The following is a 21,852-nucleotide window of genomic DNA, read 5'->3' as shown; positions in this document are numbered from 1 at the left end:
GATGGAGACCATCGCGGTCGTTCTCAGGCAGCCGGAGCAGATCGAGCTCAATCGGCTTGCTTTGACTCCTCCAACCGCCGACGACGTCGTCGTCGATGTCGACTGGAGCGGCGTCAGCACCGGCACGGAGCGGTTGCTGTGGTCGGGCCGGATGCCTCCATTTCCAGGCATGGGATATCCGCTCGTGCCCGGGTACGAGTCGGTCGGTCGCGTGGTCGAGGCGGGAACTGCTACCGGCTTGCATCCAGGGCAACGCGTCTTCGTTCCCGGTGCAAAGTGCTTTGGCGAGGTGCGCGGACTGTTCGGTGCTTCCGCTTCGCGCCTGGTGGCGACAGCGAAGCGCGTGGTACCGCTCGATCAAAATCTCGGCGAACGCGGAATCCTGCTGGCGCTCGCGGCGACGGCCTACCACGCCATTGCGGCCCAGGGTGCCCAGGCTCCGGACTGCATCGTTGGTCATGGCGTGCTGGGGCGACTGCTTGCGCGCATCTCCATCGCGGTTCGTAACGAGCCTCCGACCGTGTGGGAGAAGAACCCAGCGCGCGTCGGCGGTGCCGTCGACTACGGGGTGATCGATCCCGAGCATGATACGCGGCGTGACTACAGGAGCATCTACGATGTCAGCGGCGATGCGGGTCTGCTCGATTCTCTAATCGGACGTATCGCGCCCGGCGGCGAGATCGTGCTGGCCGGGTTTTACAGTGAGCGATTGTCTTTCGCATTTCCGCCAGCGTTCATGCGCGAGGCGCGCCTTCGCGTTGCCGCGGAGTGGCAGCCGTCGGATCTCGTCGCGATCAAAAGGCTGATCGAATCCGGGCGGCTCTCGTTCGACGGCCTGATCACGCACCACCACGACGCCCTGGATGCGTCGAATGCCTATCGGACCGCGTTCGAGGATCCTGCGTGCCTGAAAATGGTCCTGAACTGGAGTTCGCTCTCATGAATGTCGTGCCGAACATAAATATGAAAGATGCTCTGCGGGTGGAAGCGTCGATCGAGCCCGATGCGCCGGTGACGACGCCGGCGACCAAGGAAACCCAGATCATTGCGATCTATGGCAAGGGTGGCATCGGTAAGAGTTTTACGCTGGCCAACCTGTCTTACATGATGGCGCAGCAAGGCAAGAAAGTGCTGCTGATCGGCTGCGACCCGAAGAGCGACACCACGTCGCTGCTATTTGGCGGCCGCGCCTGTCCGACCATCATCGAGACGTCATCGAAGAAGAAGCTCGCCGGGGAGGAAGTGAAGATCGGTGACGTCTGCTTCAAGCGCGACGGCGTGTTTGCGATGGAGCTCGGCGGCCCCGAGGTCGGTCGCGGCTGCGGCGGCCGCGGTATCATCCACGGCTTCGAGTTGCTGGAGAAGCTCGGATTCCACGAGTGGGGGTTCGACTACGTGCTGCTCGACTTCCTGGGCGACGTGGTCTGCGGTGGCTTCGGCCTGCCGATCGCGCGCGACATGTGCCAGAAGGTGATCGTCGTGGGCTCGAACGATCTGCAATCGCTCTACGTCGCCAACAACGTCTGCTCGGCGGTGGAGTATTTCCGCAAGCTCGGGGGCAACGTCGGCGTCGCCGGCATGGTTATCAACAAGGACGACGGCACGGGCGAGGCGGCCGCGTTTGCCGCGACGGTCGGCATTCCTGTCCTTGCGGCAATCCCGGCCGACGATGACATCCGCAAGAAGAGCGCGAATTACGAGATCATCGGTTTGCCTGGCGGGCAGTGGAGCTCGCTGTTCGAAGAACTCGCGACAAATGTCGGCCTTGCACCGCCGGTTCGCCCGGCGCCGCTGACGCAGGACGGTTTGCTCGGCCTGTTCAAAGGGGAAGTGGTCGGCCGTGGCGTCGTGCTCGAGCCAGCGACCATGGAAGACATGTGCGGCAAGCCGGTCGTCGACAAGCCGTCCCTCGAAGTCGTCTACGACGCGGCGTGAGCGAGAGCATGATGCGGAGCGCAACATGAACGTCATTCTGCCGCGATACACCGGCGCAATCGCCGAGTCCGTCGTCAACGAGCCCCTCGACTTCGACGCGGCTGCGACGGATGCTGCCGTCGCGCCGACCCCAGTTATCGCCGCGGAGACAAAGAGCGATGGCATGGGTTGTCATGCCGGGGCTGCTGAACTCGAGGCTGCCGCCAGCGCTGCGGGAAAAAGCGAAATTCTTGATCGCTATGCTGCAGATTACCCCAAAGGTCCGCACGACCAGCCGCAGAGCATGTGCCCTGCGTTCGGTTCGCTCCGGGTCGGCCTCCGGATGCGGCGAACCGCGACGATCCTGTCGGGCTCGGCCTGCTGCGTCTATGGGCTGACCTTTACTTCGCACTTCTATGGTGCGCGGCGAACGGTCGGCTACGTGCCCTTCAATTCGGAAACGCTGGTTACCGGAAAGTTGTTCGAGGACATTCGCGAAGCCGTATTTGAGCTCGCTGACCCCGCGCTGTACGACGCCATCATTATTACCAATCTCTGCGTGCCGACCGCGTCCGGCGTTCCCCTCGATCTGCTGCCGGATGAAATCAACGGTGTGCGTATCATCGGCATCGACGTGCCCGGCTTTGGTGTGCCGACCCATGCCGAAGCCAAGGACGTGCTGGCAGCCGCGATGCTCGAATATGCCCGCAAAGAGGTCGAGCAGGGGCCCGTGCAGGCGCCGCGCGGCGGCAAGAGCGAACGACCGACAGTCACTTTGGTCGGCGAGATGTTCCCCGCTGACCCCGTCGGTATCGGCATGATGCTGGAGCCGCTTGGTCTTGCGGCAGGTCCAGTGGTGCCGACGAGAGAGTGGCGCGAACTCTATGCCGCGCTCGACGGCTCAGTCGTTGCCGCGATCCATCCGTTCTACACGGCGAGCTTCCGCCAGTTCGAATTGGCCGGCCGCAAAATAGTAGGTTCCGCGCCGGTTGGGCATGACGGTACCGAAGCCTGGCTCGAATCAATCGGTGCGGCTTGCAATGTTGCAGGCGAAAAGATCGACGCCGCCAAGAAGCGCTTCCTGCCGATGATCAAGGCCGCTCTGGCGGCGAAGCCGATTGATGCGCGCATTACGGTCTCCGGTTACGAGGGCTCCGAACTTCTGGTCGCGCGGCTCCTCATCGAGAGCGGCGCCCGAGTACCCTATGTCGGAACCGCCTGTCCAAGGACGCAATGGTCGGACAGCGACCGCGAATGGCTCGAAACCAGGGGCACCCGCGTCCAGTACCGCGCGTCGCTGGAAATGGACCTGGCCGCCGTCGGCGAGTTCAAGCCCGATCTGGCCATCGGCACCACGCCGGTCGTTCAGAAAGCCAAGCAGCTCGCAATTCCTGCGCTGTACTTCACAAATCTGATTTCGGCCCGTCCGCTGTTTGGGGTCGCCGGCGCCGGATCGTTGGCGCAGGTCGTCAACGCCGCGCTCGCCAATCAGAGCCGATTCGACGAGATGAAGGAATTCTTCGGAGATGTCGGCGAAGGCCACACCGCGGGCATCTGGGAAGATACGCCGAATGAAAACGTGGTCTTCCGTGAAAAATATAGGAAGCAGATCGAAGCCCTGGCCAAGAAGCGCAAAGCCGAGGAGATGATCTGATGCTCGTACTCGATCACGATCGCGCGGGCGGCTATTGGGGCGCGGTCTACGCCTTCACCGCGGTGAAGGGCATGCAGGTTATCATCGATGGTCCGGTCGGTTGCGAGAACCTGCCGGTCACTTCGGTGCTGCACTATACCGATGCGTTGCCGCCGCACGAGTTGCCGATCGTGGTGACAGGCCTCGGCGAGGAAGAGCTCGGCCAGACCGGCACCGAAGGCGCGATGAAGCGCGCACACCGCGTGCTCGATCCCTATATGCCGGCCGTCGTTGTGACCGGATCGATCGCCGAAATGATCGGCGGCGGCGTGACGCCGGAAGGAACCAATATCAAGCGCTTCCTGCCGCGCACCATCGACGAGGATCAGTGGCAGAGCGCCGACCGCGCCATCGTCTGGCTTTGGAAGGAATATGGCATCAAGAAGATACCAGAGCGCAAACCCCGCGCCGAAGGCGTCAAACCTCGCGTCAATATCATCGGGCCGATCTACGGCACCTTCAACATGCCGTCCGATCTTGCCGAGATCCGCCGGCTGATAAAGGGCATCGGCGCGGACATCAATATGGTGTTCCCACTCGGAAGTCACCTCGCCGACATTCCGAAGCTTGTGAATGCCGACGTCAACGTTTGCATGTACCGGGAGTTCGGCCGCATGCTGTGCGAAGCGCTGGAGCGTCCCTATCTGCAGGCGCCGATCGGCCTGCACTCCACTACCAGATTCCTGCGCAAGCTCGGCGAACTTCTGGGTCTCGATCCCGAGCCGTTCATCGCACGCGAGAAGCACACCACGATCAAGCCGCTGTGGGATCTGTGGCGGTCGGTAACGCAGGACTTCTTCGGAACGGCCAGCTTCGCAATCGTTGCCAACGAGACTTATGCGCGGGGCGTCAGGAACTTCCTGGAAAAGGAAATGGGCTTGCCGTGCACCTTCTCTTTCGCGCGCAAGGCAGGCGTCAAGCCGGATAACGATGCGGTGCGATCTGCGGTGCGCGAGAAGCCGCCGCTGATCCTGTTCGGTAGCTACAACGAACGAATGTACCTGGCCGAAGCTGGCGGTCGGGCGATCTATGTGCCGGCGTCCTTCCCGGGCGCGGTGATCCGCCGCCACACCGGTACGCCGTTCATGGGTTATTCGGGCGCAACTTACCTCGTTCAGGAAGTCTGCAACGCGCTGTTTGACGCGTTGTTCAATATCCTGCCCCTGGCGACCGAACTCGATCGCGTCGACCCGACGCCGGCTCGGCTGCACGAGGAAATTCTCTGGAGCGACGAAGCCAAGGCGCTGCTCGACGAGGTGCTGGACGCCCATCCGGTGCTGGTGCGCATCTCGGCGGCGAAGCGCCTGCGCGATGCCGCCGAGAGCAGCGCGCGCCAGGCTGGCGAGGCGCGCGTCACCACGGATTTCGTGACCAGGGCCCGCGCGGCGCTGATGAGTGGAGCGCAAGCATGAGAATGATCGAGGCCGGCCTATTTCCGGTGATTCCGTGTCTGCAATTCAATGACGATAAGCGGGAGGTGATGTCGATGTCCGATTATGCTTATGGCGATCGATCGAAAGTACACGGCGAGGACAAAATCATCGAATCCCAGGTGGTGTTCGGCGCCTGTTACATGGCCTTTTTGTTGCGGGCTGCGCTCTTCCGGCTGACACCTTGGCGCAAACGAGCACTCTTCGCCCATTCCGGGAACCGCGAGTCGATCTTCGCGGAGGCCCGCACTGCAGCCGGGACGATCGTAACGTCATCGTTCATGGGTCTGTAACCGGAATTCCGTCCAGCTCGTTGCCGGGCGGATAATTGCCGTATCGATGGATCCGGCATTCGCTGTCGCCCACGCTTGGGCGGCGAACGGCCGCAAGGCCATCACTAGGAGGATAACAAATGAAGGACGGTTCCCTATCGGGGCTATCCGAAGCTGAAGCCAAGGAATTCCATTCGATATTCATGACGAGCTTCCTGCTCTTCACGGCTGTCGCGGTGGTTGCCCATATCCTCGCCTGGATGTGGCGTCCCTGGTTGCCCGGCCCGGGCGGCTACAAGACAACGGCGCTGGACAGCATCCAGCACGTTGCCAGCGTCGCCCTTTCGTACCTGACATAGAGGGAGGCAATCATGTGGCGAATTTGGCTTCTATTCGATCCGCGCCGTGCCTTGGTCGCGCTCTTCACGTTCCTGTTTGGACTGGCGATCGTGATCCACTTCATTCTGCTCTCGACCGACCGGTTCAACTGGTTGGACGGGCCTCGCAAGGCGAAGACGTCAGAGATCACTCTGCCGTACACACCACCAAGCATGCCGTCCTGATGGCATGACGAAATGCGTACCGGAACGGACGAGAGGATCGAGCGGCCCTTCTTGTCCGCTTCCGGTAGCCACCCGGAGATGACGGTGACGCTGGTTTTCGCAGCCGGAGAAACGAACGATGGCAATGCTCAGCTTTGAAAGAAAGTACCGCGTTCGCGGCGGAACGCTCATCGGCGGCGACCTGTTCGATTTCTGGGTCGGCCCGTTCTACGTCGGGTTCTTCGGGGTGACGACGGTGTTTTTCGCATTCGTCGGCATAGCGATGATCCTCTGGAATACTGCGCTTGGTCCCACCTGGAATCTCTGGCAGATCAGCGTCAATCCACCGGACGTCAAATACGGCTTGTCCTTCGCGCCTCTGCAGGAAGGCGGGATCTGGCAGATCGTCACGATCTGTGCGCTCGGCGCCTTCGTGTCATGGGCGCTTCGCGAGGTCGAGATCTGCCGAAAGCTAGGCATCGGCTATCATGTACCGTTCGCTTTTGCCTTCGCCATCTTCGCCTATTTTACGCTCGTTGTGATCCGGCCGGTGCTGATGGGGTCATGGAGCTATGGTTTTCCCTACGGCATCATCACCCATCTCGATTGGGTGTCGAACACCGGATACCAATACGGAAATTTCCACTACAACCCCGCACACATGATCGCCATCACGTTCTTCTTCACGACGTGTCTGGCGCTGGCGCTGCACGGCGGTCTTATTCTGTCGTCGACCAATCCGAACAGGGGTGAACCGGTCAAGACGCCCGAGCACGAGAACACGATGTTCCGGGATCTGATCGGCTATTCGGTCGGTACCCTCGGCATACATCGTGTTGGGCTTTTCATCGCGCTATCTGCGGTGTTCTTTAGCGCGGTCTGCATCGTAATCAGCGGGCCGTTGTGGTCGGAAGGCAATGCCTGGTCTGAGTGGTGGAACTGGTGGCGCAATCTTCCAATTTGGTCCTCAAACTAATTCCGGTCATCAGAGAGAGTCCTGAGCCATGGCCCAATATCAAAACTTCTTCACGCAGGTCCAGGTGCGCAGCACCATCTACCCCGGGATTCCGATCCAGCCGGGAATATGGGTTCGCACCAGTGAGGGCCGCTTCAACTACTGGCTAGGAAAGGTGGGCGACGCCCAGGTCGGACCTTTCTATCTCGGATTTCTCGGGCTGGCGTCCATCGCCTGTGGCATCGTCGCAATCGAGATCATCGGCCTGAATATGCTGGCATCGGTGAACTGGAGCCCGATCGAGTTCGTCAGGCAACTCCCCTGGCTGTCGCTGGAGCCGCCAAAGCCCGAATACGGCATCAGTTTTCCGCCATTGCAGGAAGGAGGATGGTGGCTGATGGCCGGCTTTTTCCTCACTACCTCGATCCTGTTGTGGTGGGCGCGCACCTACCGTCGGGCACGTGCGCTCGGCATGGGCACTCATGTCGCCTGGGCTTTCGCTTCTGCGATCTGGCTCTATCTCGTGCTCGGCTTCATCCGTCCGTTGCTGATGGGACATTTCAGCGAGGCCGTCCCGTTCGGGATATTCCCGCATCTCGACTGGACCAATAACTTCTCGATTACGCACGGCAACCTCTTCTACAATCCGTTCCACATGCTCTCGATCGCGTTTTTGTATGGTTCGGCCCTGCTGTTCGCGATGCACGGTGCGACGATCCTGGCGGTTAGCCGCTACGGCGGTGAGCGCGAGATCGAGCAGATCGTCGACCGCGGCACGGCGCTTGAGCGGGCAGCTTTGTTCTGGCGCTGGACCATGGGCTTTAACGCGACAGCGGAATCGATCCATCGCTGGGCCTGGTGGTTCGCTGTGCTCTGTCCGCTTTGCGGTGGCATCGGTATTCTTCTCTCCGGCACGGTTGTCGACAATTGGTTCGACTGGGGCGTCAAGCACGGGCTGGCCGTCCCGCGATAATGCATATGGGTTTCTAGACGCGCGCCGGATTGCAACAGGACGCCACGGCGCGCGCCATGTTTCATCGTCTTCCCGTCGCGGTTGTCCGAGATGAAGCGCCGGCGTACGGTCCGATTCAGCTTCGTACGACAAGCGGCCGCCAACAAAGAAACTGGTTCGAGGAACGCTAGGTGAGAGATCACGGGTTGTTGGAGGATATTTGCCCTGGTTCAGGCGTTCAAATCTCCGAAGGAGTCGCTGGGGAATCTCGGCGCATTGCCGGCCGCGAACCTGATCGCGGCCGCCAGCGACGTCGCTGTGATCATAGACGGCGAGGGGGTCATTCGAGATGTCGCCTTCAACAAGGAAGATCTCTCGCTCGAACTCGACGCCCACGGCCGCTGGTTAGGTTCGAGGCTCGCCGAAATCGTGACGTCCGAAACCGCCGCAAAAGCCAAGGAATTACTCCAGGACGCAGTAAACAAAAAGTTTTCGATGTGGCGTCAGGTCAATCATCCGTCGCCCGGCGGCGTGGATATTCCGGTGCTCTATTCGGCCGTCAACATCGGACGCGACGATCGTTTCGTCGTGGTTGGTCGCGACCTACGGCCGCTTGCAGCCATTCAACAACGGCTCGTCAACGCCCAGCAATCTATGGAGCGCGACTACATCCGACTGCGCCACGCCGAAACGCGCTATCGCTTACTGTTCCAGGTCTCGTCGGAGGCGGTCATGATCGTTGACGCCTCCAACAATGCCATCCTTGAGATCAATACGGCTGCGCTGGCGCTGCTTGAGGAGAGCGCGCCGCGGGTTCTGAAATCTAACCTTAGCTCACATTTCGATTCGGCGGATGCCGAACCGGTTCAAACACTGCTATCCAATGTTCGAGCGACCGGTCGCGACGGCAACATCCGTGCCCGGCTTGCGAAGGTGGACCAGGAGTGCTTTGTCGCCGTATCCCAGTTCCGGCAGGAGAATGCGACCTTGTTTCTGGTCCGCCTGTTGTCGCAAGAGGCGCCGCCGCAAGCCGGGGCGCTGAAGGCGACATCGAGCTTGCTGGAGTATTTCGACGCCGCGCCCGATGCGTTGGTCATCACCGGGCATGATGGCCGCATCGCCATGGTCAACCCGGCCTTTACAGAGATGGCGCAGCTCGGCAGCGCCGAGCAGGCGCGCGGCGAATCGCTGGACCGCTGGCTCGGTCGTGCCGGTGTCGACTTTGCGGTCGCGTTCGCCAATCTTCGCCAGACCGGCTCGATCAAGCTGTTCTCGACCTCGCTGCGCGGCGAACACGGTGCGACGACGGATGTCGAGGTCTCGGCGGCATCTCTGATCCATGACGATCGCAAGCAGGGTTTCGGCTTCGTAATCCGCAATGTCGAAAAACGTCTTTCGGCATCGCCGTCCTCCGCCCGCGAGCTCCCGCGCTCCGTCGCCCAACTCACCGAACGGATAGGGCGGGTTCCGCTGCGCGATCTCGTGCGCGAAGCGACTGACGTCATCGAAAAGCTATCGATCGAGGCCGCGCTCGAGTTGACCCGCGATAACCGGGCATCGGCCGCGGAAATGCTCGGCCTCAGCCGCCAGAGCCTGTACGTGAAGCTCCGGCGCTTTGGGCTTGCCGAGCAAGTGGGTGAAGGGGAGGGCGAAGATGACTAGTGTCGTTGTCAGTCGTCCTGCGCCGTCGGTTGTCCTCGAACTGTTGAAGCCTATCACTTGGTTTCCGCCGATGTGGGCGCTGGGGTGCGGGATCGTGTCCTCGGGCGTTTCGCCGGGCCAGCGGTGGCCGACGATCATCGTGGGTGTACTGCTGGCAGGACCGATGGTCTGCGGCACCAGCCAAGCGGTAAACGACTGGTATGACCGGCATGTCGATGCCATCAACGAGCCCGACCGGCCGATTCCATCCGGGCGCATCCCTGGTCGATGGGGCCTTTACATCGCGATCGTATGGACGGTCCTGTCGTTGCTGATTGCGCCGCTGCTGGGCAACTGGGGCTTTGTCGCCGCGGTCGTTGGTCTCGTACTGGCTTGGGCCTACAGCGCACCGCCGATCCGCCTCAAGCAGAACGGCTGGTGGGGCAACGCGGCGTGCGGGCTTTGTTACGAGGGGCTGCCCTGGTTTACCGGGGCGGCGGTGATGAGCGCATCCGCGCCCGACTGGCGCATCGTCCTGATCGCGTTGCTCTACAGCATCGGCGCCCACGGAATTATGACTCTCAATGACTTCAAGTCGGTCGAAGGCGACGAGCGGATGGGGATCGATTCGCTGCCCGTGCTGCTCGGCGTCGACAATGCCGCGCGCTTCGCCTGTCTGGTGATGGTGGTGCCGCAAGTCGCGGTCGTGGCGATGTTGCTGGCGTGGCAGCAGCCAATTCATGCGGCGGCAGTTGGTGCGCTGGTGCTGGTGCAGTTGTTGCTGATGGTCCACTTCCTGAAGGGGCCGCGCGAGCGCGCGCCCTGGTACAACGGGACCGGGATCAGTTGCTATGTCGTCGGTATGCTCGTCAGCGCCTTTGCGCTGGCTGCGATGCAGGCGAGTTGACCATGAATGGTTCAATGCTCTCATGGTTCGGCATCGTCAGACTTGGCCTGATTCAGACCGGCCTCGGTGCGATCGTCGTGTTGACGACATCGACGCTGAACCGAGTCATGGTGATCGAACTGGCGATGCCAGCCATTCTGCCGGGCGCTCTCGTCGCTATTCATTATGTTCTTCAGGTCTTCCGGCCGGCCTGGGGCCATGGTTCGGATCTCGGGGCCCGTCGGACACCGTGGATCGTCGGCGGCATGGCGGTGCTCGCAACCGGCGGCTTGATGGCTTCGATCGCGACGGCCTGGATGACGACGCAGCCCCTATTTGGTATTGCGCTCGCGGTGGTCGCCTTCTGCCTGATCGGTGCAGGCGTCGGCGCTGCCGGTACGTCGCTGCTGGTCCTGCTCGCGAAGCGCACCGACGACAACCGCCGCGCGGCAGCGGCGACCATCGTCTGGGTGATGATGATTGCAGGCTTTATCGTGACGACGGTTGTTGCGGGCCATTGGCTCGATCCTTTCTCACCTATGCGACTGATCATTGTTTCGGGATCGGTATCTGTGGCGGCGATGGTGCTCACGATAATCGGCGTATGGGGTGTCGAAGGAGGTTCCGTCGCTCGCGCCCAACTGGTTTCGAGATCGTCGACGCGCCAGCCGTCGTTTCGCGATGCCTTCATGGAAGTATGGCACGAGCCAAAATCGCGGCGGTTCGCGATCTTTGTTTTCGTCTCGATGCTCGCCTATAGCGCGCAGGATCTGATCCTCGAGCCGTTTGCCGGCGCGGTCTTCGCCTTCACGCCCGGCGAAACGACGAAGCTTTCGGGCGTCCAGCATGCGGGAACGCTGATCGGCATGGCTTTGGTGCCGCTGATTGGCGCAGTCTATCCCCGGTCTCGGGTAAACCTCCAGCTATGGACCGTCGGTGGATGTCTCGCCTCGGCGATCGCGCTATTATGTTTGGCGGCGGCGGCGATCGTCGGGCCGTCGTGGCCGTTGCGTGAGACCGTGTTCATGCTCGGCGTCACCAACGGGGCCTACGCGGTGGCGGCGATCGGCTCGATGATGGTGCTGATCAGCGCGGGCGACGAGAAGCGGGAAGGCGTGCGCATGGGTCTGTGGGGAGCGTCCCAGGCTTTCGCATTCGGAATCGGCGGATTCCTGGGAACGCTGGCCAGCGACATCGCCCGCTATGTCCTGACGTCGGCGGCGTTGTCTTATTTCGCGGTGTTCGCATCCGAGGCGGGATTGTTTGTCATTGCCGCCGTGATGGCCGTTTGGGTTCATCGCGCGCCGACAAAAGACGCGACACAGCAGCAAGTATTCAATTTGCCGATCGCCACTGTAACAGAAGGAGCGCGGTCATGACCAGTTCGGATATTTTTGATGCCGTCGTGATCGGCGGAGGACCGTCCGGCGCGACGGCGGCGCATGATCTTGCAAAGCTCGGGCGGAGCGTGTTGTTGCTCGACCGTGCCGGGCGGATCAAGCCGTGCGGCGGCGCGATCCCTCCGCGACTGATCCGCGACTTCGATATCCCTGATCACCTGCTGGTCGCGCACGTCAACTCCGCCCGAATGGTGTCGCCATCTGACCAGCAAGTCGATATGCCCATCGATGGCGGGTTTGTCGGTATGGTCGACCGCGATGTATTCGATGAATGGTTGCGGACCCGCGCCGCGGAGGCTGGCGCGAAGCGGCGGACGGCCACGTTCAAGCGTTTCGAACGGGACGAGACCGACACGACCATTGTCCATTACGAAGAACGCGCCGCCGACGGGACCATGGTGGCGAAGACCGTTCGGACACGTGCGCTGATCGGCGCCGATGGCGCCTTGTCGGCCGTGGCGCGCCAGTGTTTTCCAGGTTCGGATCGGCTGCCTTACGTATTTGCCTATCATGAGATCGTGCGCGCACCGCCGGTGGCTTCCAGCTTCGACGGTACGCGCTGTGACGTCTATTACCGCGGCAGTGTGTCTCCTGACTTCTATGGCTGGGTTTTCCCGCATGGTGACACCGTCAGCGTCGGCACAGGTTCCGCCCGCAAGGGATTTTCATTGCGGGAGTCCGTTGGCGGCCTGCGGGATGCCGCGGGGCTTGGAACGTCCGAGACGATTCGTCGCGAAGGCGCCCCGATCCCGCTGCGCCCGCTGCCGCGGTGGGACGATGGGCACAGCGTGCTGCTTGCTGGCGATGCAGCAGGTGTCGTTGCTCCCGCGTCGGGCGAGGGCATCTACTACGCGATGATCGGCGGACGCCTGTCGGCGGAAGCCGTCGACGAGTTTCTGGAGACCGGGGACGCCAAGGCACTGCGCAACGCCCGAAGGCGCTTCATGCGGCTGCACGGTGTTGTATTTTGGATTCTCGGCGTGATGCAGCGGTACTGGTATTCCAACGATCGCCGTCGCGAACGCTTCGTCAGCATCTGCCGCGACCGCGACGTCCAGAAGCTGACCTGGGATGCTTACATGAACAAGGAACTGGTTCGTGCCAAGCCTGTCGCCCATGTACGCATCTTCTTCAAGAACCTTGCCCACATGGCAGGACTGGCATCGGCATAATGGCCACGCGCGGCGGTTCCTGGAAGCCCGTGCTGGTCGCGGCTTCCGTTGCGATCTTCATTGCCGTGCTTGGCGGCACGCTGACAGATACCGGAATCTGGTATCAGAGCCTCATCAAGCCGTCTTGGCAGCCGCCGGATTGGCTGTTCGGTCCTGCATGGACCCTGATCTTTGCGCTGGCGACGGCGTCGGCGGTCCATGCCTGGCGCAATGCCGCCAGTCGCGCGCAACGGGAATGGGTGATCGCGCTGTTCGCCCTGAATGGATTTCTCAACGTGTTGTGGAGCACATTGTTTTTCGCGTTGAAACGTCCGGATTGGGCGCTGATCGAGGTGGTGTTCCTGTGGCTTTCGATCCTGTTGCCGACCATCGTCTTCTGGCGCTTCGCAAGGCCCGCGAGCCTTTACCTGGTGCCTTATCTGTTGTGGGTATCATTCGCCGCATTTCTCAACCTCACGGTCGTTCGTTTGAACGGGCCCTTTGCCTGACGATAGGTTGCAAGCATCGGGTGTCCATGTGATCTTCCGGCATGGCTGAGTTGTTTGCGAGTGGGCGCCTCGTCGACTTCATTCTTGTCGTGGTCATTCTCGAGGCCGCGGCCTTGTTGGTCTATTGGTCGCGTGCTCGACGAGGCATCGCGCCGCGCGACCTGCTACCCAATCTGTGCGCCGGCGTATTCCTTCTTTTCGCGCTGCGCGCAACCCTCGCTGGCAGCGGCTGGATGTTGGCAAGTCTTTTCCTGACGGCCGCCGGCCTGGCGCATCTGACCGACGTCACCCAGCGGTGGCGCAACTAGCCCGCGCCGGCCCTGCGCCATTCGGCTATTTCTTTTCGGAGAACTTATTGATGTAGGCGATCACGTCCTTGCGCTGCTGCTCGTCGGTGAGCTTGAACGCCATCTTGGTCGAGCCGGTTGCCAGATCCGCCTTACCCTTGTCGGTCAGGAATTTCTTCAGGAATGCGTTCGGATCGGGCAGATACTGGAAGATCAGGTCGTCGGACCAAACCAATCCGTTCTCGCCTGCGGCTTTGTTCAACGCCGAATAGGCGAAACCTGGCGCCGTTCCCGATTGCCGGCCGATGACGCCGGTCAAGACTGGTCCAACCAGGTTCTTGGCGTCAGGACCGATGCGGTGACAGGTCATGCATTGCTTGAATATCTGCTCACCCTTGGCAGCGTCCTGAGCCAGGGCCGCGCTGCTCGGGAAGACAATGGCTGCTGCGGCACAAGCAAAAACTGCAGATTTCACCGGCACGTTGCTCTCCCTGACTTCGATTTGGTCTCGGTTTGAGTGTTAGGATATATTGACAGTTTTAAATATCAACTGATGTTGTCGGTTCCTGACATTCTTTTGGACTGCATCAAACGAATTCGTGTTGGTTGGCGTTATTCGGATGTTTATCGGCGATCTTGTCGCCAGGGGTGCCCACTACCGGTGTCAGACAAATGTGACAACTAAAAGCCTCAAAACAAAGGTGTTTCTTGACTTTATGCGAGATTCTGCGCATTGCTACCGGGTATGTGTGCCAGTTTCAGCTGGCGGGTGTCAGGCAATATTGGCATGCCGTGTGCACTGGTCTTCACTGCCGTCGTTTCGACAGCTTCCCGCTTCCGCAGAGAAAGATCGGCAGATAGCAGAATGGCCGTATTACCGACCGTACAGCCCGACATCACGCTCCTGCTGGACATGGAGGGTGTGATCCGCGAAGCGACGCTATCTCCGTCGATGAGCGGCGAGAGCGTCGACGGATGGCTCGGCCGCCCTTGGGTCGAAGTTGCCGGTGAAATGGGGGGCGAGAAGGTCAAGCGCATGGTCGATGACGCGCGCGTCACCGGCATTTCGGCGTTCCGCCAAATCAACCAGCGCTTTCCGAGCGGTCTCGAAATTCCGATGGAATACACCACGGTGCTGCTGGGTGGCCGAGCCGGGATGCTGGCGATCGGCAAAAACCTGCAAGCGGTCGCCGAGCTTCAGTCGCGCCTGATCGCGGCCCAGCAGACGATGGAGCGCGACTATTGGAAGCTGCGCGAAATCGAGACGCGCTACCGTCTGGTCTTCGACGCATCAAACGAGGCCGTCCTGATCGTATCGGCCGCCAATCTGCGGATCCTGGAAGCCAACCGTACTGCGATTGAAGCGCTGAATTCGCCGCGTCGCCGCAACGAGGACATCGCGGGACGCGAACTGCTGCATGACATCGCCGCTGAAGACCGCGACGCCGTTCGCGAAGTGCTGGCGCGCATCCGCGAACGCGGCAAGGCGTTGAGCATCCTTGTGCATCTTGGCCCTGAAGCGAAGCCCTGGATGCTGCGGGGGTCGCTGATGACGGCGGAGCCCGGCCACGTGTTTCTGCTGCAATTTACCGCCGCGACCGAACTATCGGCTCCGAAAGACAAGAGTGAGCCTTCGACCGTAGAGGAGTTGGTCGAGCATTTGCCGGACGGGTTCGTGGCGCTCGACGACGCGGGCATCATTCGCCATGCCAATCAGGCCTTCCTTGATCTTGTGCAGCTCGGCTCGAAGGCTTCCGCAATCGGGGAATCGCTTGGCCGGTGGCTCTGGCAACCGGGCGCCGACCTAAATGCACTCCTTTCGAACATCCAGCGGCACAAGACCGTGCGGCTGTTCACGACGTCGATTCGCGGCGAGCTCGGTACCGAGACCGAGGTCGAAATCTCGGCTGGGACCGGGGAGGGCGGGCTCGGTCACATCGGCGTGCTGCTTCGCAATGTGGCCCGTCGCCTTCCGTCAGGCAGTGAGAGTGATTTTCTGCGCACCGCACTGGGTTCGATGAGCGAGCAGATCGGGAAATCGTCGCTGCGCCAGCTCGTCAAGAATACGGTTGGCGTCGTCGAACAGCACTATGTGAAGCAGGCGCTCGAGATCGCAGGTGGCAACCGCACCGCGACAGCAGAACTTCTTGGATTGAGCCGCCAGAGCCTTTATGCAAAGCTCAATCGCTACGGCCTGGACGACAAGGAGCCGGACGCCGAGGAAACCCCAGAGGACTGAGTTGGCGCTGCATTCGCTCGCTACACCAGCATTCGGAAAAGCCGACCTTTCCAACTGCGAACGGGAAGAGATCCATCTCGCGGGCTCGATACAGCCCCATGGCGCCCTATTGGTCGTCAGCGAGCCCGATCACCGTGTCATTCAAGCCAGCGCCAATGCCGCTGAATTTCTCAATCTGAAGCAAGTCGACGGAATGGCGCTCGCCGATCTCGACGGCGACCTGCTGGTCCGAATTCTTCCGCACCTCGACCCAACCGCGCAGGGAATGCCGATCGCAGTGCGCTGCAGGATCGGAAGCCCCGGCGCCGATTATGACGGGCTTTTGCATCGACCGCCCGAAGGAGGGTTGGTCATTGAGCTGGAGCGGGCCGGACCTTCGGTCGATTTGACCAGGTATATCGCCAAGGCGCTCGAGAAGATCCGCACGGCCTCCTCGATTCGCGCGCTGTGCGAGGAGGCTGCGACCTTGTTCCAGGATCGTACTGGCTATGACCGGGTCATGGTCTATCGTTTCGATGACGAGGGCCACGGCGAAGTATTTTCGGAACGCCGCAAGCCGGAGCTCGAGGCGTATCTGGGCAACCGCTACCCTGCGACCGATATTCCGCAGATGGCGAGGCGCCTCTATGAGCGCACAAGAGTCCGCGTGCTGGTGGATGTGAACTATCAGCCCGTCCCGCTGCAGCCCCGGTTTTCGCCGATCACCGGGCGGGATCTGGACATGTCGCTCTGCTTCCTGCGCAGCATGTCGCCGATTCACCTTCAGTACCTGAAGAACATGGGTGTTGGCGCCACCCTGGTGATCTCGCTCGTGGTCGGCGGAAAGCTATGGGGCCTCGTCGCCTGTCACCATTACGAGCCGCGCTTCATACATTTCGAATTGCGGGCGGTTTGCGAACTGCTTGCCGAGGCGATCGCGACACGCATCGCGGCGCTCGAGAGCTTTGCGCAGAGTCAGTCCGAGCTCTTCGTGCAACGGCTCGAGCAGCGAATGATCGAGGCGATGTCGCGCGAAGGTGACTGGCGAGGCGCGATCTTCGACAGCTCGCAATCGATCCTGCAGCCGCTCGGGGCGAGTGGAGGCGCTCTGATCTATGAGGGCCAGATTATTTCGACCGGGGAGGTTCCGGGGACACAAGAGATTAGGGAGATCGGCGCGTGGCTGGACACGCATCGTGATCGAACCGTGGTGGCGACGGCATCGCTCGGCCTGGATCTTCCGCAATTCGCGGGGATTACAAAGGTTGCGAGCGGGGTCGCAGTGACGCCGATCTCCAGCAATCCGGGCGAATACCTGATCTGGTTCCGGCCGGAGCGCATTCGCACGGTGACCTGGGGCGGCGATCCGTTGAAGCCGTTCGTGATCGGCAACAGCCCCACGGATTTGTCGCCGCGCCGGTCGTTTGCGCAGTGGCATCAGCAGGTAGAAGGAACGTCCGACCCTTGGACGCCAGCCGATCTCGCCGCCGCGCGCCTGATTGGTCAGTCGGTGGCGGACATTGTGCTGCAATTCCGCGCGGTGCGCACCCTCATCGCCCAAGACCAGCTCGAACAGTTCAGTCGTCAGGTGCGCGTGTCCGAGCAGCCGGTGATCATCGCCGATATCGACGGCAAGATCCTGCTAGTGAACGAGGCGTTCAAGACGTTGCTGCCGAAGGATCATTCCGCGTTCGGCCGGCTGGATGAATTGGCCGGGGCATTTCAACAACCGGACCGTTTCCTTCGCGATGTTGCGGAGCTCATCCGTCACCATCGCCCATGGCGCGGCGAGTTGCTGTTGCGCAGCGAAAGTAACCGGGAAAAGCCGTTGCTGATCAGGGCCGATCCAGTGCATCCGTCGCGGGACCGGGTGCTCGGCTTCGTGCTGATCTTCTCCGATATCACCGATCGAAAGGCCGCCGAGATTGCGCGCAGCCGTTTCCAGGAAGGGATCGTTCAAAGCAATCGTATCAGCAGCGTCCGTCTCGATTCGAAGACCGATCTCGTCTACCAGAACCTACTGTCGTCGGTGATCGAGAACGCCCAGCTCGCCGCGCTGGAAATCACCTATGGTGTGGAAACCGGCCGGATCGCCGAGATGCTCGAGAGCGTCCGCAATTCGACGCTGCGCACTGCCGAAGTGCTTGAACATCTGATCTGGCATGCGTCACGGACCTCAGGCGGCGGCAAGCCTAACGCCTGAAACTACTGGCGCGGCCGACTTATTGCATGGCCGCTATGGAGGCCGATACATGCGGCACTGCAGCCTCGACGGCGCATGAGATGTCGATATTCATGGAGAATGCGATTGCACCTTCCTCCACCAGGGCTTGCGGATCGGACGCAAGTGCACCGGCTTCCTCAAGCGCCCTGCGGTAGTCGGCCTTCAGCACGTCCAGATCCGAAAAGTGCGGAAAATCGTAGAAGGTCAGCTCCAATGGGCGAAGCCCAAGCGAGCGCGCAAGCAGTCTTTGCAGGATCTGGCCGCCGCTGAGGTCCCCGAGATAGCGGGTATAGGCATGTGCGATCAGTCTCAGGCCGTCGCCATCGGCCGCATGCGATACCCGCTTAGCGTAGATATCGCCGGCGGCAAGCAGTGGAATGTCCTCGATCCATCGCTCGCCGCACAGGGCGGCAAGGTCGGTTTCGATCGCGAGCGTGCGCTCGAGCCGGTAGCGGGACAGCAATGCGATGCCGGGTGAACTGCGATGGCGCTCGAGCCCACGCTCCATGGCCCGGTAGGCGGGGAGCAGATTGCGCAAGAACAGGATGTAGCCTGCCCGGCTCGCTTCACCCCGCAGCAGACTTCGAATAATGCCGGTGCGTTCGGCTTCGGCATGCAGCGCCTTGGTACGGAGATAGAGCGCCGTCACGACGCTGAGCGGCAAGGGGCCATCCGCCGTTGCAGCGGTCATTCCGGTCGCCTCCGCAATCGCTTTGTAAGGTAAGCTTCGTCGCGTCAATCTACGCCGTCCCCGTCCGTTGAGGCCGGTCACGTCCGGCCCTTCAGCTGTTCGATCAGCCCATGCGCCTCCTGCGGCGCAGTGGTCGCGTCTGCCGACATCATATCGGCTCCCATCGACGCCACAAGGTCAGGCTGAGCGATTACTAGCGGGCCGCCCAAAACGATGCCGACCTGCCGGTTGCGCGAGTCGCGCCGGATGTCGTGGATGTCCCTCTTCAACTCATCGAGCCGCCTATCGCTGCTAACGGAGAAGCCGACGATGTCGAACCAGTGATTATGCACCAGTGATGTCAGCTCTTGGTGCGACGAAAACGGGCCGGTGCAGAGATTCCAGCCCGCGCGGCGGAAGAACTCGGCCACCATGGATAGTCCGAAACTGTGTTGGTCGCCCGGAATGATCGTTAGCAGTGCCGATTCGCCGCCGTGGTCGTCGCTGGCTTCGTGCACGAAGCTGTGGCCGAGCCGGTGCATGATGAGCTGCAATCGACCGACACCGAGCGTAACGCTGGCAAAATCCGTCGTGTCCGATTCCCACTGCGCGCCGAGCTGTCGTGCTGCGGGCGCCAGAAGATCGAGAAAGATTGATTCGACCGACGCGCCTTTCGCCTGGAGATCCACGACATAGGCAAATGCTGCGCCGTCATCGGCACCAAGCGCAAGCGCCGCGAACATCTCCACCTCGGTCGGTGCGGTCGGCTCTGCGATCTCCGCAGCCTTTGCGATCGGTGTGCTGCGTAACGCCAGCACGATCTTGGGAATGATCTGCGTCTTGATTGTGCGGACCATCGCGACCGGTTGCAGGGTCGGCCGAAAGCGCCAGATCGGCGCCGGAATTCTCTGTCGCAGCGATTTAGGACGAGGCGCCGACGTGGTGTCGGTGGCGCTACCGGCTGAGAAGGATTGCTCGTTCACATCGGTCATATTTCGCTCCCCCAAGCATTAAGTCGCCACGCTTCAAAACCGTCAAGTTTAATTTACGTACAGTTTAGTTGACAGTTCTCGAAGCGAGGTTTAGCCTTGTTTCGATCAAGCCCGCACTTATGGAGTGGCGCGGTGTTTCGAGCAGCCAAAAGCGGCCGGTTTCCCAAACAAAACGACCCTTCGTCGGCAGCTGCTCGATTTCTCCAGTCGATATCGCATCACCGCGACGCAGAACTGTCAAACAGTCTTTACAGTTCGACAGGTGAATACGTCGCTGCGCCTGCGAACGGAATTTCGCAAATACGAGACGGCGCATCGCGAGCCCGTTCGACAGCCCAATCACTTAGGCCGCTGTACACGCCCGAACAACGCATTCGCCGCGATGCAACAAAGTGGACGCTGGTGCAGGGCATCCTCGCGCCGGTCCAGTTCGCCGTTTTCCTCATTAGTCTCGCGCTGGTGCTTCGTTGTCTCTTTACAGGCGAGGGCTTTGCCGTCGCAGCGGCGTCGATCGTCGTCAAGACGCTTGTACTCTACGCGATCATGATCACCGGTTCGATTTGGGAACGCGAGGTATTCGGCTGCTATCTGTTCGCGTCGGCTTTCTTCTGGGAGGATGTTTTCAGCTTCCTCGTGCTGGCGCTGCACACCGCCTATCTGATCGCGCTGTTCGCGGAGCTCGGCAATCCGCGCCAGCAGATGCTGCTCGCTCTGGCGGCGTACGCCTCCTACTTCGTTAACGCGACGCAGTTCGTCCTCAAGCTGCGCGCGGCGCGGCGCGACGAACGATCGGCGCTGACTGCGGCTCCCTCGACCCCCGGGAGCGGCGCATGAATATGCATGTGCAGGGATGTCCGGTCGCAGCCGATGTCGGGCCCAGTCCGGTCCGCCGTGAGAGCGGCCAACGCGAAGTATTCTGTGGGCTGACTGGAATCGTTTGGTTGCACCGGAAGATCCAGGATGCCTTCTTTCTCGTGGTCGGCTCGCGGACCTGCGCGCATCTGATTCAGTCAGCGGCCGGCGTGATGATCTTCGCCGAGCCGCGATTTGCGACCGCGATCATGGAGGAGAAGGATCTCGCCGGGCTCACCGATGCCAACGACGAATTGGATCGGATCGTCGCTCAGCTGATTGCCCGGCGGCCTGACATAAGGTTGCTGTTTTTGGTCGGCTCTTGTCCCTCCGAAGTGATCAAGCTCGATTTGTCGCGCGCTGCTTTGCGGCTGTCGCAGAAATTTTCGCCTGGGGTCCGCGTTCTCAATTACTCAGGCAGCGGAATCGAGACAACATTCACGCAAGGCGAGGATGCCTGTCTCGCCTCGCTCGTCCCTGCGGCCCCCCCGACCCGGACGAGCGAGGACCAATTACTGATCGTGGGGTCGCTGGCCGACGTGGTCGAGGACCAGTTCATCCGCCTGTTTGACTCGCTCGGCATCGGCACCGTGCAGTTTCTGCCGCCGCGAAACTCTGCGGCACTGCCTGAGGTCGGACCGAACACCAGATTTCTCCTAGCTCAACCGTTTCTCGCTGACACGGCGCGCGCGCTGGAAGGTCGCGGCGCCGTGCGGTTGGCCGCGCCTTTCCCGCTGGGTGTCGAGGGCACGACGGCTTGGCTGCGTGCGGCGGCCGATGCGTTCGGTGTCGCGCCCGCGTTGTTCGAGGCGGTGACGCAACCCCATCGGATCAGGGCGGAGCGGTCGCTGCTTCGCTACCGTGACCAATTGTCGGGTCGTAGCATTTTCCTGTTCCCGGATTCCCAGCTCGAGATTCCCATGGCGCGGTTTCTGTCGCGCGAATTGTCGATGCAACTGGTCGAGGTCGGGACACCCTATCTGCATCGCGAGCATCTCGCCGAAGAGCTCAGGCTGCTGCCGGACGATGTCGCACTGTCGGAGGGGCAGGACGTCGATTTGCAGCTCGATCGTTGCCGAAGGGCGCGACCCGATCTAGTGGTCTGCGGGCTTGGACTTGCCAATCCCCTTGAGGCCGAAGGCATGACCACCAAATGGTCGATCGAACTCGTGTTCACGCCGATCCAGGGTTATGAGCAGGCGGCAGATCTCGCTGAGCTCTTTTCGCGTCCTCTGGTGCGCCGCGCGAAGCTGGTGGCCTGATC

22 protein-coding genes are annotated in these 21,852 nt (G+C 61.4%); 19 read left to right on the top strand and 3 right to left on the bottom strand.

What is annotated here, in order from left to right; translation table 11 throughout:
- The first annotated feature begins 1 nt into the window (after position 1).
- The 15 genes from bchC (at position 2) to ACTUWL_RS06855 (ending at position 13,653) form a co-directional block, all read left to right on the top strand.
- On the top strand, positions 2-943 hold the full coding sequence (gene bchC / locus ACTUWL_RS06925) for a chlorophyll synthesis pathway protein BchC (protein WP_021076713.1): 942 nt from the start codon (positions 2-4) through the stop codon (positions 941-943).
- On the top strand, positions 940-1,935 hold the full coding sequence (locus tag ACTUWL_RS06920; RefSeq protein WP_021076712.1) for a chlorophyllide a reductase iron protein subunit X: 996 nt from the start codon (positions 940-942) through the stop codon (positions 1,933-1,935). The genes bchC and ACTUWL_RS06920 overlap by 4 nt, the downstream gene beginning before the upstream one ends.
- Before the next feature lie 25 nt (positions 1,936-1,960).
- Positions 1,961-3,568, top strand: a complete 1,608-nt coding sequence (gene bchY, locus ACTUWL_RS06915) for a chlorophyllide a reductase subunit Y (protein ID WP_021076711.1) — start codon at positions 1,961-1,963, stop codon at positions 3,566-3,568.
- Positions 3,568-5,019, top strand: a complete 1,452-nt coding sequence (gene bchZ / locus ACTUWL_RS06910; RefSeq protein WP_021076710.1) for a chlorophyllide a reductase subunit Z — start codon at positions 3,568-3,570, stop codon at positions 5,017-5,019. Before bchY ends, bchZ begins: the two co-directional genes overlap by 1 nt.
- On the top strand, positions 5,016-5,330 hold the full coding sequence (locus ACTUWL_RS06905; RefSeq protein WP_021076709.1) for a hypothetical protein: 315 nt from the start codon (positions 5,016-5,018) through the stop codon (positions 5,328-5,330). The genes bchZ and ACTUWL_RS06905 overlap by 4 nt, the downstream gene beginning before the upstream one ends.
- A gap of 119 nt (positions 5,331-5,449) precedes the next feature.
- Positions 5,450-5,668 carry a light-harvesting antenna LH1, beta subunit gene (gene pufB, locus ACTUWL_RS06900; protein WP_021076708.1) on the top strand — a complete coding sequence of 73 codons (219 nt, stop codon included), beginning with the start codon at positions 5,450-5,452 and terminating at the stop codon, positions 5,666-5,668.
- A 12-nt stretch (positions 5,669-5,680) separates the two neighbouring features.
- Complete coding sequence (pufA, locus tag ACTUWL_RS06895) at positions 5,681-5,872, top strand: light-harvesting antenna LH1, alpha subunit (protein ID WP_015684467.1); 192 nt, start codon at positions 5,681-5,683, stop codon at positions 5,870-5,872.
- A 118-nt stretch (positions 5,873-5,990) separates the two neighbouring features.
- The gene (pufL, locus tag ACTUWL_RS06890) at positions 5,991-6,827 is read left to right on the top strand and encodes a photosynthetic reaction center subunit L (RefSeq protein ID WP_021076707.1); all 837 of its coding nucleotides are present in this window, start codon (positions 5,991-5,993) and stop codon (positions 6,825-6,827) included.
- A gap of 28 nt (positions 6,828-6,855) precedes the next feature.
- Positions 6,856-7,779 carry a photosynthetic reaction center subunit M gene (gene pufM, locus ACTUWL_RS06885; RefSeq protein ID WP_021076706.1) on the top strand — a complete coding sequence of 308 codons (924 nt, stop codon included), beginning with the start codon at positions 6,856-6,858 and terminating at the stop codon, positions 7,777-7,779.
- Between the two features lie 255 nt (positions 7,780-8,034).
- Complete coding sequence (gene ppsR / locus ACTUWL_RS06880; RefSeq protein WP_021076705.1) at positions 8,035-9,420, top strand: transcriptional regulator PpsR; 1,386 nt, start codon at positions 8,035-8,037, stop codon at positions 9,418-9,420.
- On the top strand, positions 9,413-10,306 hold the full coding sequence (chlG, locus tag ACTUWL_RS06875; RefSeq protein ID WP_021076704.1) for a chlorophyll synthase ChlG: 894 nt from the start codon (positions 9,413-9,415) through the stop codon (positions 10,304-10,306). The genes ppsR (ACTUWL_RS06880) and chlG overlap by 8 nt, the downstream gene beginning before the upstream one ends.
- A gap of 2 nt (positions 10,307-10,308) precedes the next feature.
- Positions 10,309-11,664 (top strand): BCD family MFS transporter, encoded by a 1,356-nt coding sequence (locus tag ACTUWL_RS06870; RefSeq protein WP_021076703.1) that lies wholly within the window; start codon positions 10,309-10,311, stop codon positions 11,662-11,664.
- On the top strand, positions 11,661-12,857 hold the full coding sequence (locus ACTUWL_RS06865; protein ID WP_021076702.1) for a geranylgeranyl diphosphate reductase: 1,197 nt from the start codon (positions 11,661-11,663) through the stop codon (positions 12,855-12,857). Before ACTUWL_RS06870 ends, ACTUWL_RS06865 begins: the two co-directional genes overlap by 4 nt.
- A complete protein-coding gene (locus ACTUWL_RS06860; protein WP_021076701.1) occupies positions 12,857-13,345 on the top strand; it encodes a TspO/MBR family protein in 489 nt (162 codons plus the stop codon). Before ACTUWL_RS06865 ends, ACTUWL_RS06860 begins: the two co-directional genes overlap by 1 nt.
- A gap of 41 nt (positions 13,346-13,386) precedes the next feature.
- The gene (locus ACTUWL_RS06855) at positions 13,387-13,653 is read left to right on the top strand and encodes a hypothetical protein (protein WP_021076700.1); all 267 of its coding nucleotides are present in this window, start codon (positions 13,387-13,389) and stop codon (positions 13,651-13,653) included.
- 25 nt (positions 13,654-13,678) lie between these two features.
- On the opposite strand, the gene ACTUWL_RS06850 is transcribed toward ACTUWL_RS06855, so the two are convergent.
- Complete coding sequence (locus ACTUWL_RS06850; protein ID WP_021076699.1) at positions 13,679-14,113, bottom strand: c-type cytochrome; 435 nt, start codon at positions 14,111-14,113, stop codon at positions 13,679-13,681.
- Positions 14,114-14,497: 384 nt separating this feature from the next.
- Between ACTUWL_RS06850 and ppsR (ACTUWL_RS06845) the strand changes: the two genes are divergently transcribed.
- Both ppsR (ACTUWL_RS06845) and ACTUWL_RS06840 read left to right on the top strand, forming a co-directional pair.
- A complete protein-coding gene (gene ppsR / locus ACTUWL_RS06845) occupies positions 14,498-15,871 on the top strand; it encodes a transcriptional regulator PpsR (protein ID WP_021076698.1) in 1,374 nt (457 codons plus the stop codon).
- A gap of 1 nt (position 15,872) precedes the next feature.
- On the top strand, positions 15,873-18,053 hold the full coding sequence (locus ACTUWL_RS06840; RefSeq protein WP_021076697.1) for a GAF domain-containing protein: 2,181 nt from the start codon (positions 15,873-15,875) through the stop codon (positions 18,051-18,053).
- Between the two features lie 19 nt (positions 18,054-18,072).
- Here the strand turns inward: ACTUWL_RS06840 and ACTUWL_RS06835 are convergent, their stop codons facing one another.
- Together ACTUWL_RS06835 and ACTUWL_RS06830 are read right to left on the bottom strand one after the other, a co-directional pair.
- Positions 18,073-18,765 carry a biliverdin-producing heme oxygenase gene (locus tag ACTUWL_RS06835; RefSeq protein WP_021076696.1) on the bottom strand — a complete coding sequence of 231 codons (693 nt, stop codon included), beginning with the start codon at positions 18,763-18,765 and terminating at the stop codon, positions 18,073-18,075.
- Between the two features lie 77 nt (positions 18,766-18,842).
- Positions 18,843-19,736, bottom strand: a complete 894-nt coding sequence (locus ACTUWL_RS06830; RefSeq protein WP_021076695.1) for a cobalamin B12-binding domain-containing protein — start codon at positions 19,734-19,736, stop codon at positions 18,843-18,845.
- Between the two features lie 291 nt (positions 19,737-20,027).
- On the opposite strand from ACTUWL_RS06830, the gene bchF reads away from it, so the two are divergent.
- Together bchF and ACTUWL_RS06820 are read left to right on the top strand one after the other, a co-directional pair.
- A complete protein-coding gene (gene bchF, locus ACTUWL_RS06825; RefSeq protein WP_373011543.1) occupies positions 20,028-20,570 on the top strand; it encodes a 2-vinyl bacteriochlorophyllide hydratase in 543 nt (180 codons plus the stop codon).
- Positions 20,567-21,850, top strand: a complete 1,284-nt coding sequence (locus ACTUWL_RS06820; protein ID WP_021076693.1) for a ferredoxin:protochlorophyllide reductase (ATP-dependent) subunit N — start codon at positions 20,567-20,569, stop codon at positions 21,848-21,850. Before bchF ends, ACTUWL_RS06820 begins: the two co-directional genes overlap by 4 nt.
- The last annotated feature ends 2 nt before the right edge of the window (positions 21,851-21,852 follow it).

Source organism: Bradyrhizobium sp. WCU1 (genome assembly GCF_053474805.1).
Note: the sequence above shows the minus strand (reverse complement) of the source record. Positions and strands in the feature narration are given on the sequence as shown.

Coding starts and splice junctions, on each gene's coding strand:
- pufA (WP_015684467.1), top strand. CDS start 5,681: ATGTGGCGAATTTGGCTTCTATTCGATCCGCGCCGTGCCTTGGTCGCG.
- ACTUWL_RS06835 (WP_021076696.1), bottom strand. CDS start 18,765: ATGACCGCTGCAACGGCGGATGGCCCCTTGCCGCTCAGCGTCGTGACG.
- bchY (WP_021076711.1), top strand. CDS start 1,961: ATGAACGTCATTCTGCCGCGATACACCGGCGCAATCGCCGAGTCCGTC.
- ACTUWL_RS06920 (WP_021076712.1), top strand. CDS start 940: ATGAATGTCGTGCCGAACATAAATATGAAAGATGCTCTGCGGGTGGAA.
- ACTUWL_RS06830 (WP_021076695.1), bottom strand. CDS start 19,736: ATGACCGATGTGAACGAGCAATCCTTCTCAGCCGGTAGCGCCACCGAC.
- pufL (WP_021076707.1), top strand. CDS start 5,991: ATGGCAATGCTCAGCTTTGAAAGAAAGTACCGCGTTCGCGGCGGAACG.
- pufM (WP_021076706.1), top strand. CDS start 6,856: ATGGCCCAATATCAAAACTTCTTCACGCAGGTCCAGGTGCGCAGCACC.
- bchZ (WP_021076710.1), top strand. CDS start 3,568: ATGCTCGTACTCGATCACGATCGCGCGGGCGGCTATTGGGGCGCGGTC.
- ACTUWL_RS06820 (WP_021076693.1), top strand. CDS start 20,567: ATGAATATGCATGTGCAGGGATGTCCGGTCGCAGCCGATGTCGGGCCC.
- ACTUWL_RS06855 (WP_021076700.1), top strand. CDS start 13,387: ATGGCTGAGTTGTTTGCGAGTGGGCGCCTCGTCGACTTCATTCTTGTC.
- ppsR (WP_021076698.1), top strand. CDS start 14,498: ATGGCCGTATTACCGACCGTACAGCCCGACATCACGCTCCTGCTGGAC.
- chlG (WP_021076704.1), top strand. CDS start 9,413: ATGACTAGTGTCGTTGTCAGTCGTCCTGCGCCGTCGGTTGTCCTCGAA.
- ACTUWL_RS06870 (WP_021076703.1), top strand. CDS start 10,309: ATGAATGGTTCAATGCTCTCATGGTTCGGCATCGTCAGACTTGGCCTG.
- ACTUWL_RS06860 (WP_021076701.1), top strand. CDS start 12,857: ATGGCCACGCGCGGCGGTTCCTGGAAGCCCGTGCTGGTCGCGGCTTCC.
- pufB (WP_021076708.1), top strand. CDS start 5,450: ATGAAGGACGGTTCCCTATCGGGGCTATCCGAAGCTGAAGCCAAGGAA.
- ACTUWL_RS06865 (WP_021076702.1), top strand. CDS start 11,661: ATGACCAGTTCGGATATTTTTGATGCCGTCGTGATCGGCGGAGGACCG.
- ACTUWL_RS06905 (WP_021076709.1), top strand. CDS start 5,016: ATGAGAATGATCGAGGCCGGCCTATTTCCGGTGATTCCGTGTCTGCAA.
- bchC (WP_021076713.1), top strand. CDS start 2: ATGGAGACCATCGCGGTCGTTCTCAGGCAGCCGGAGCAGATCGAGCTC.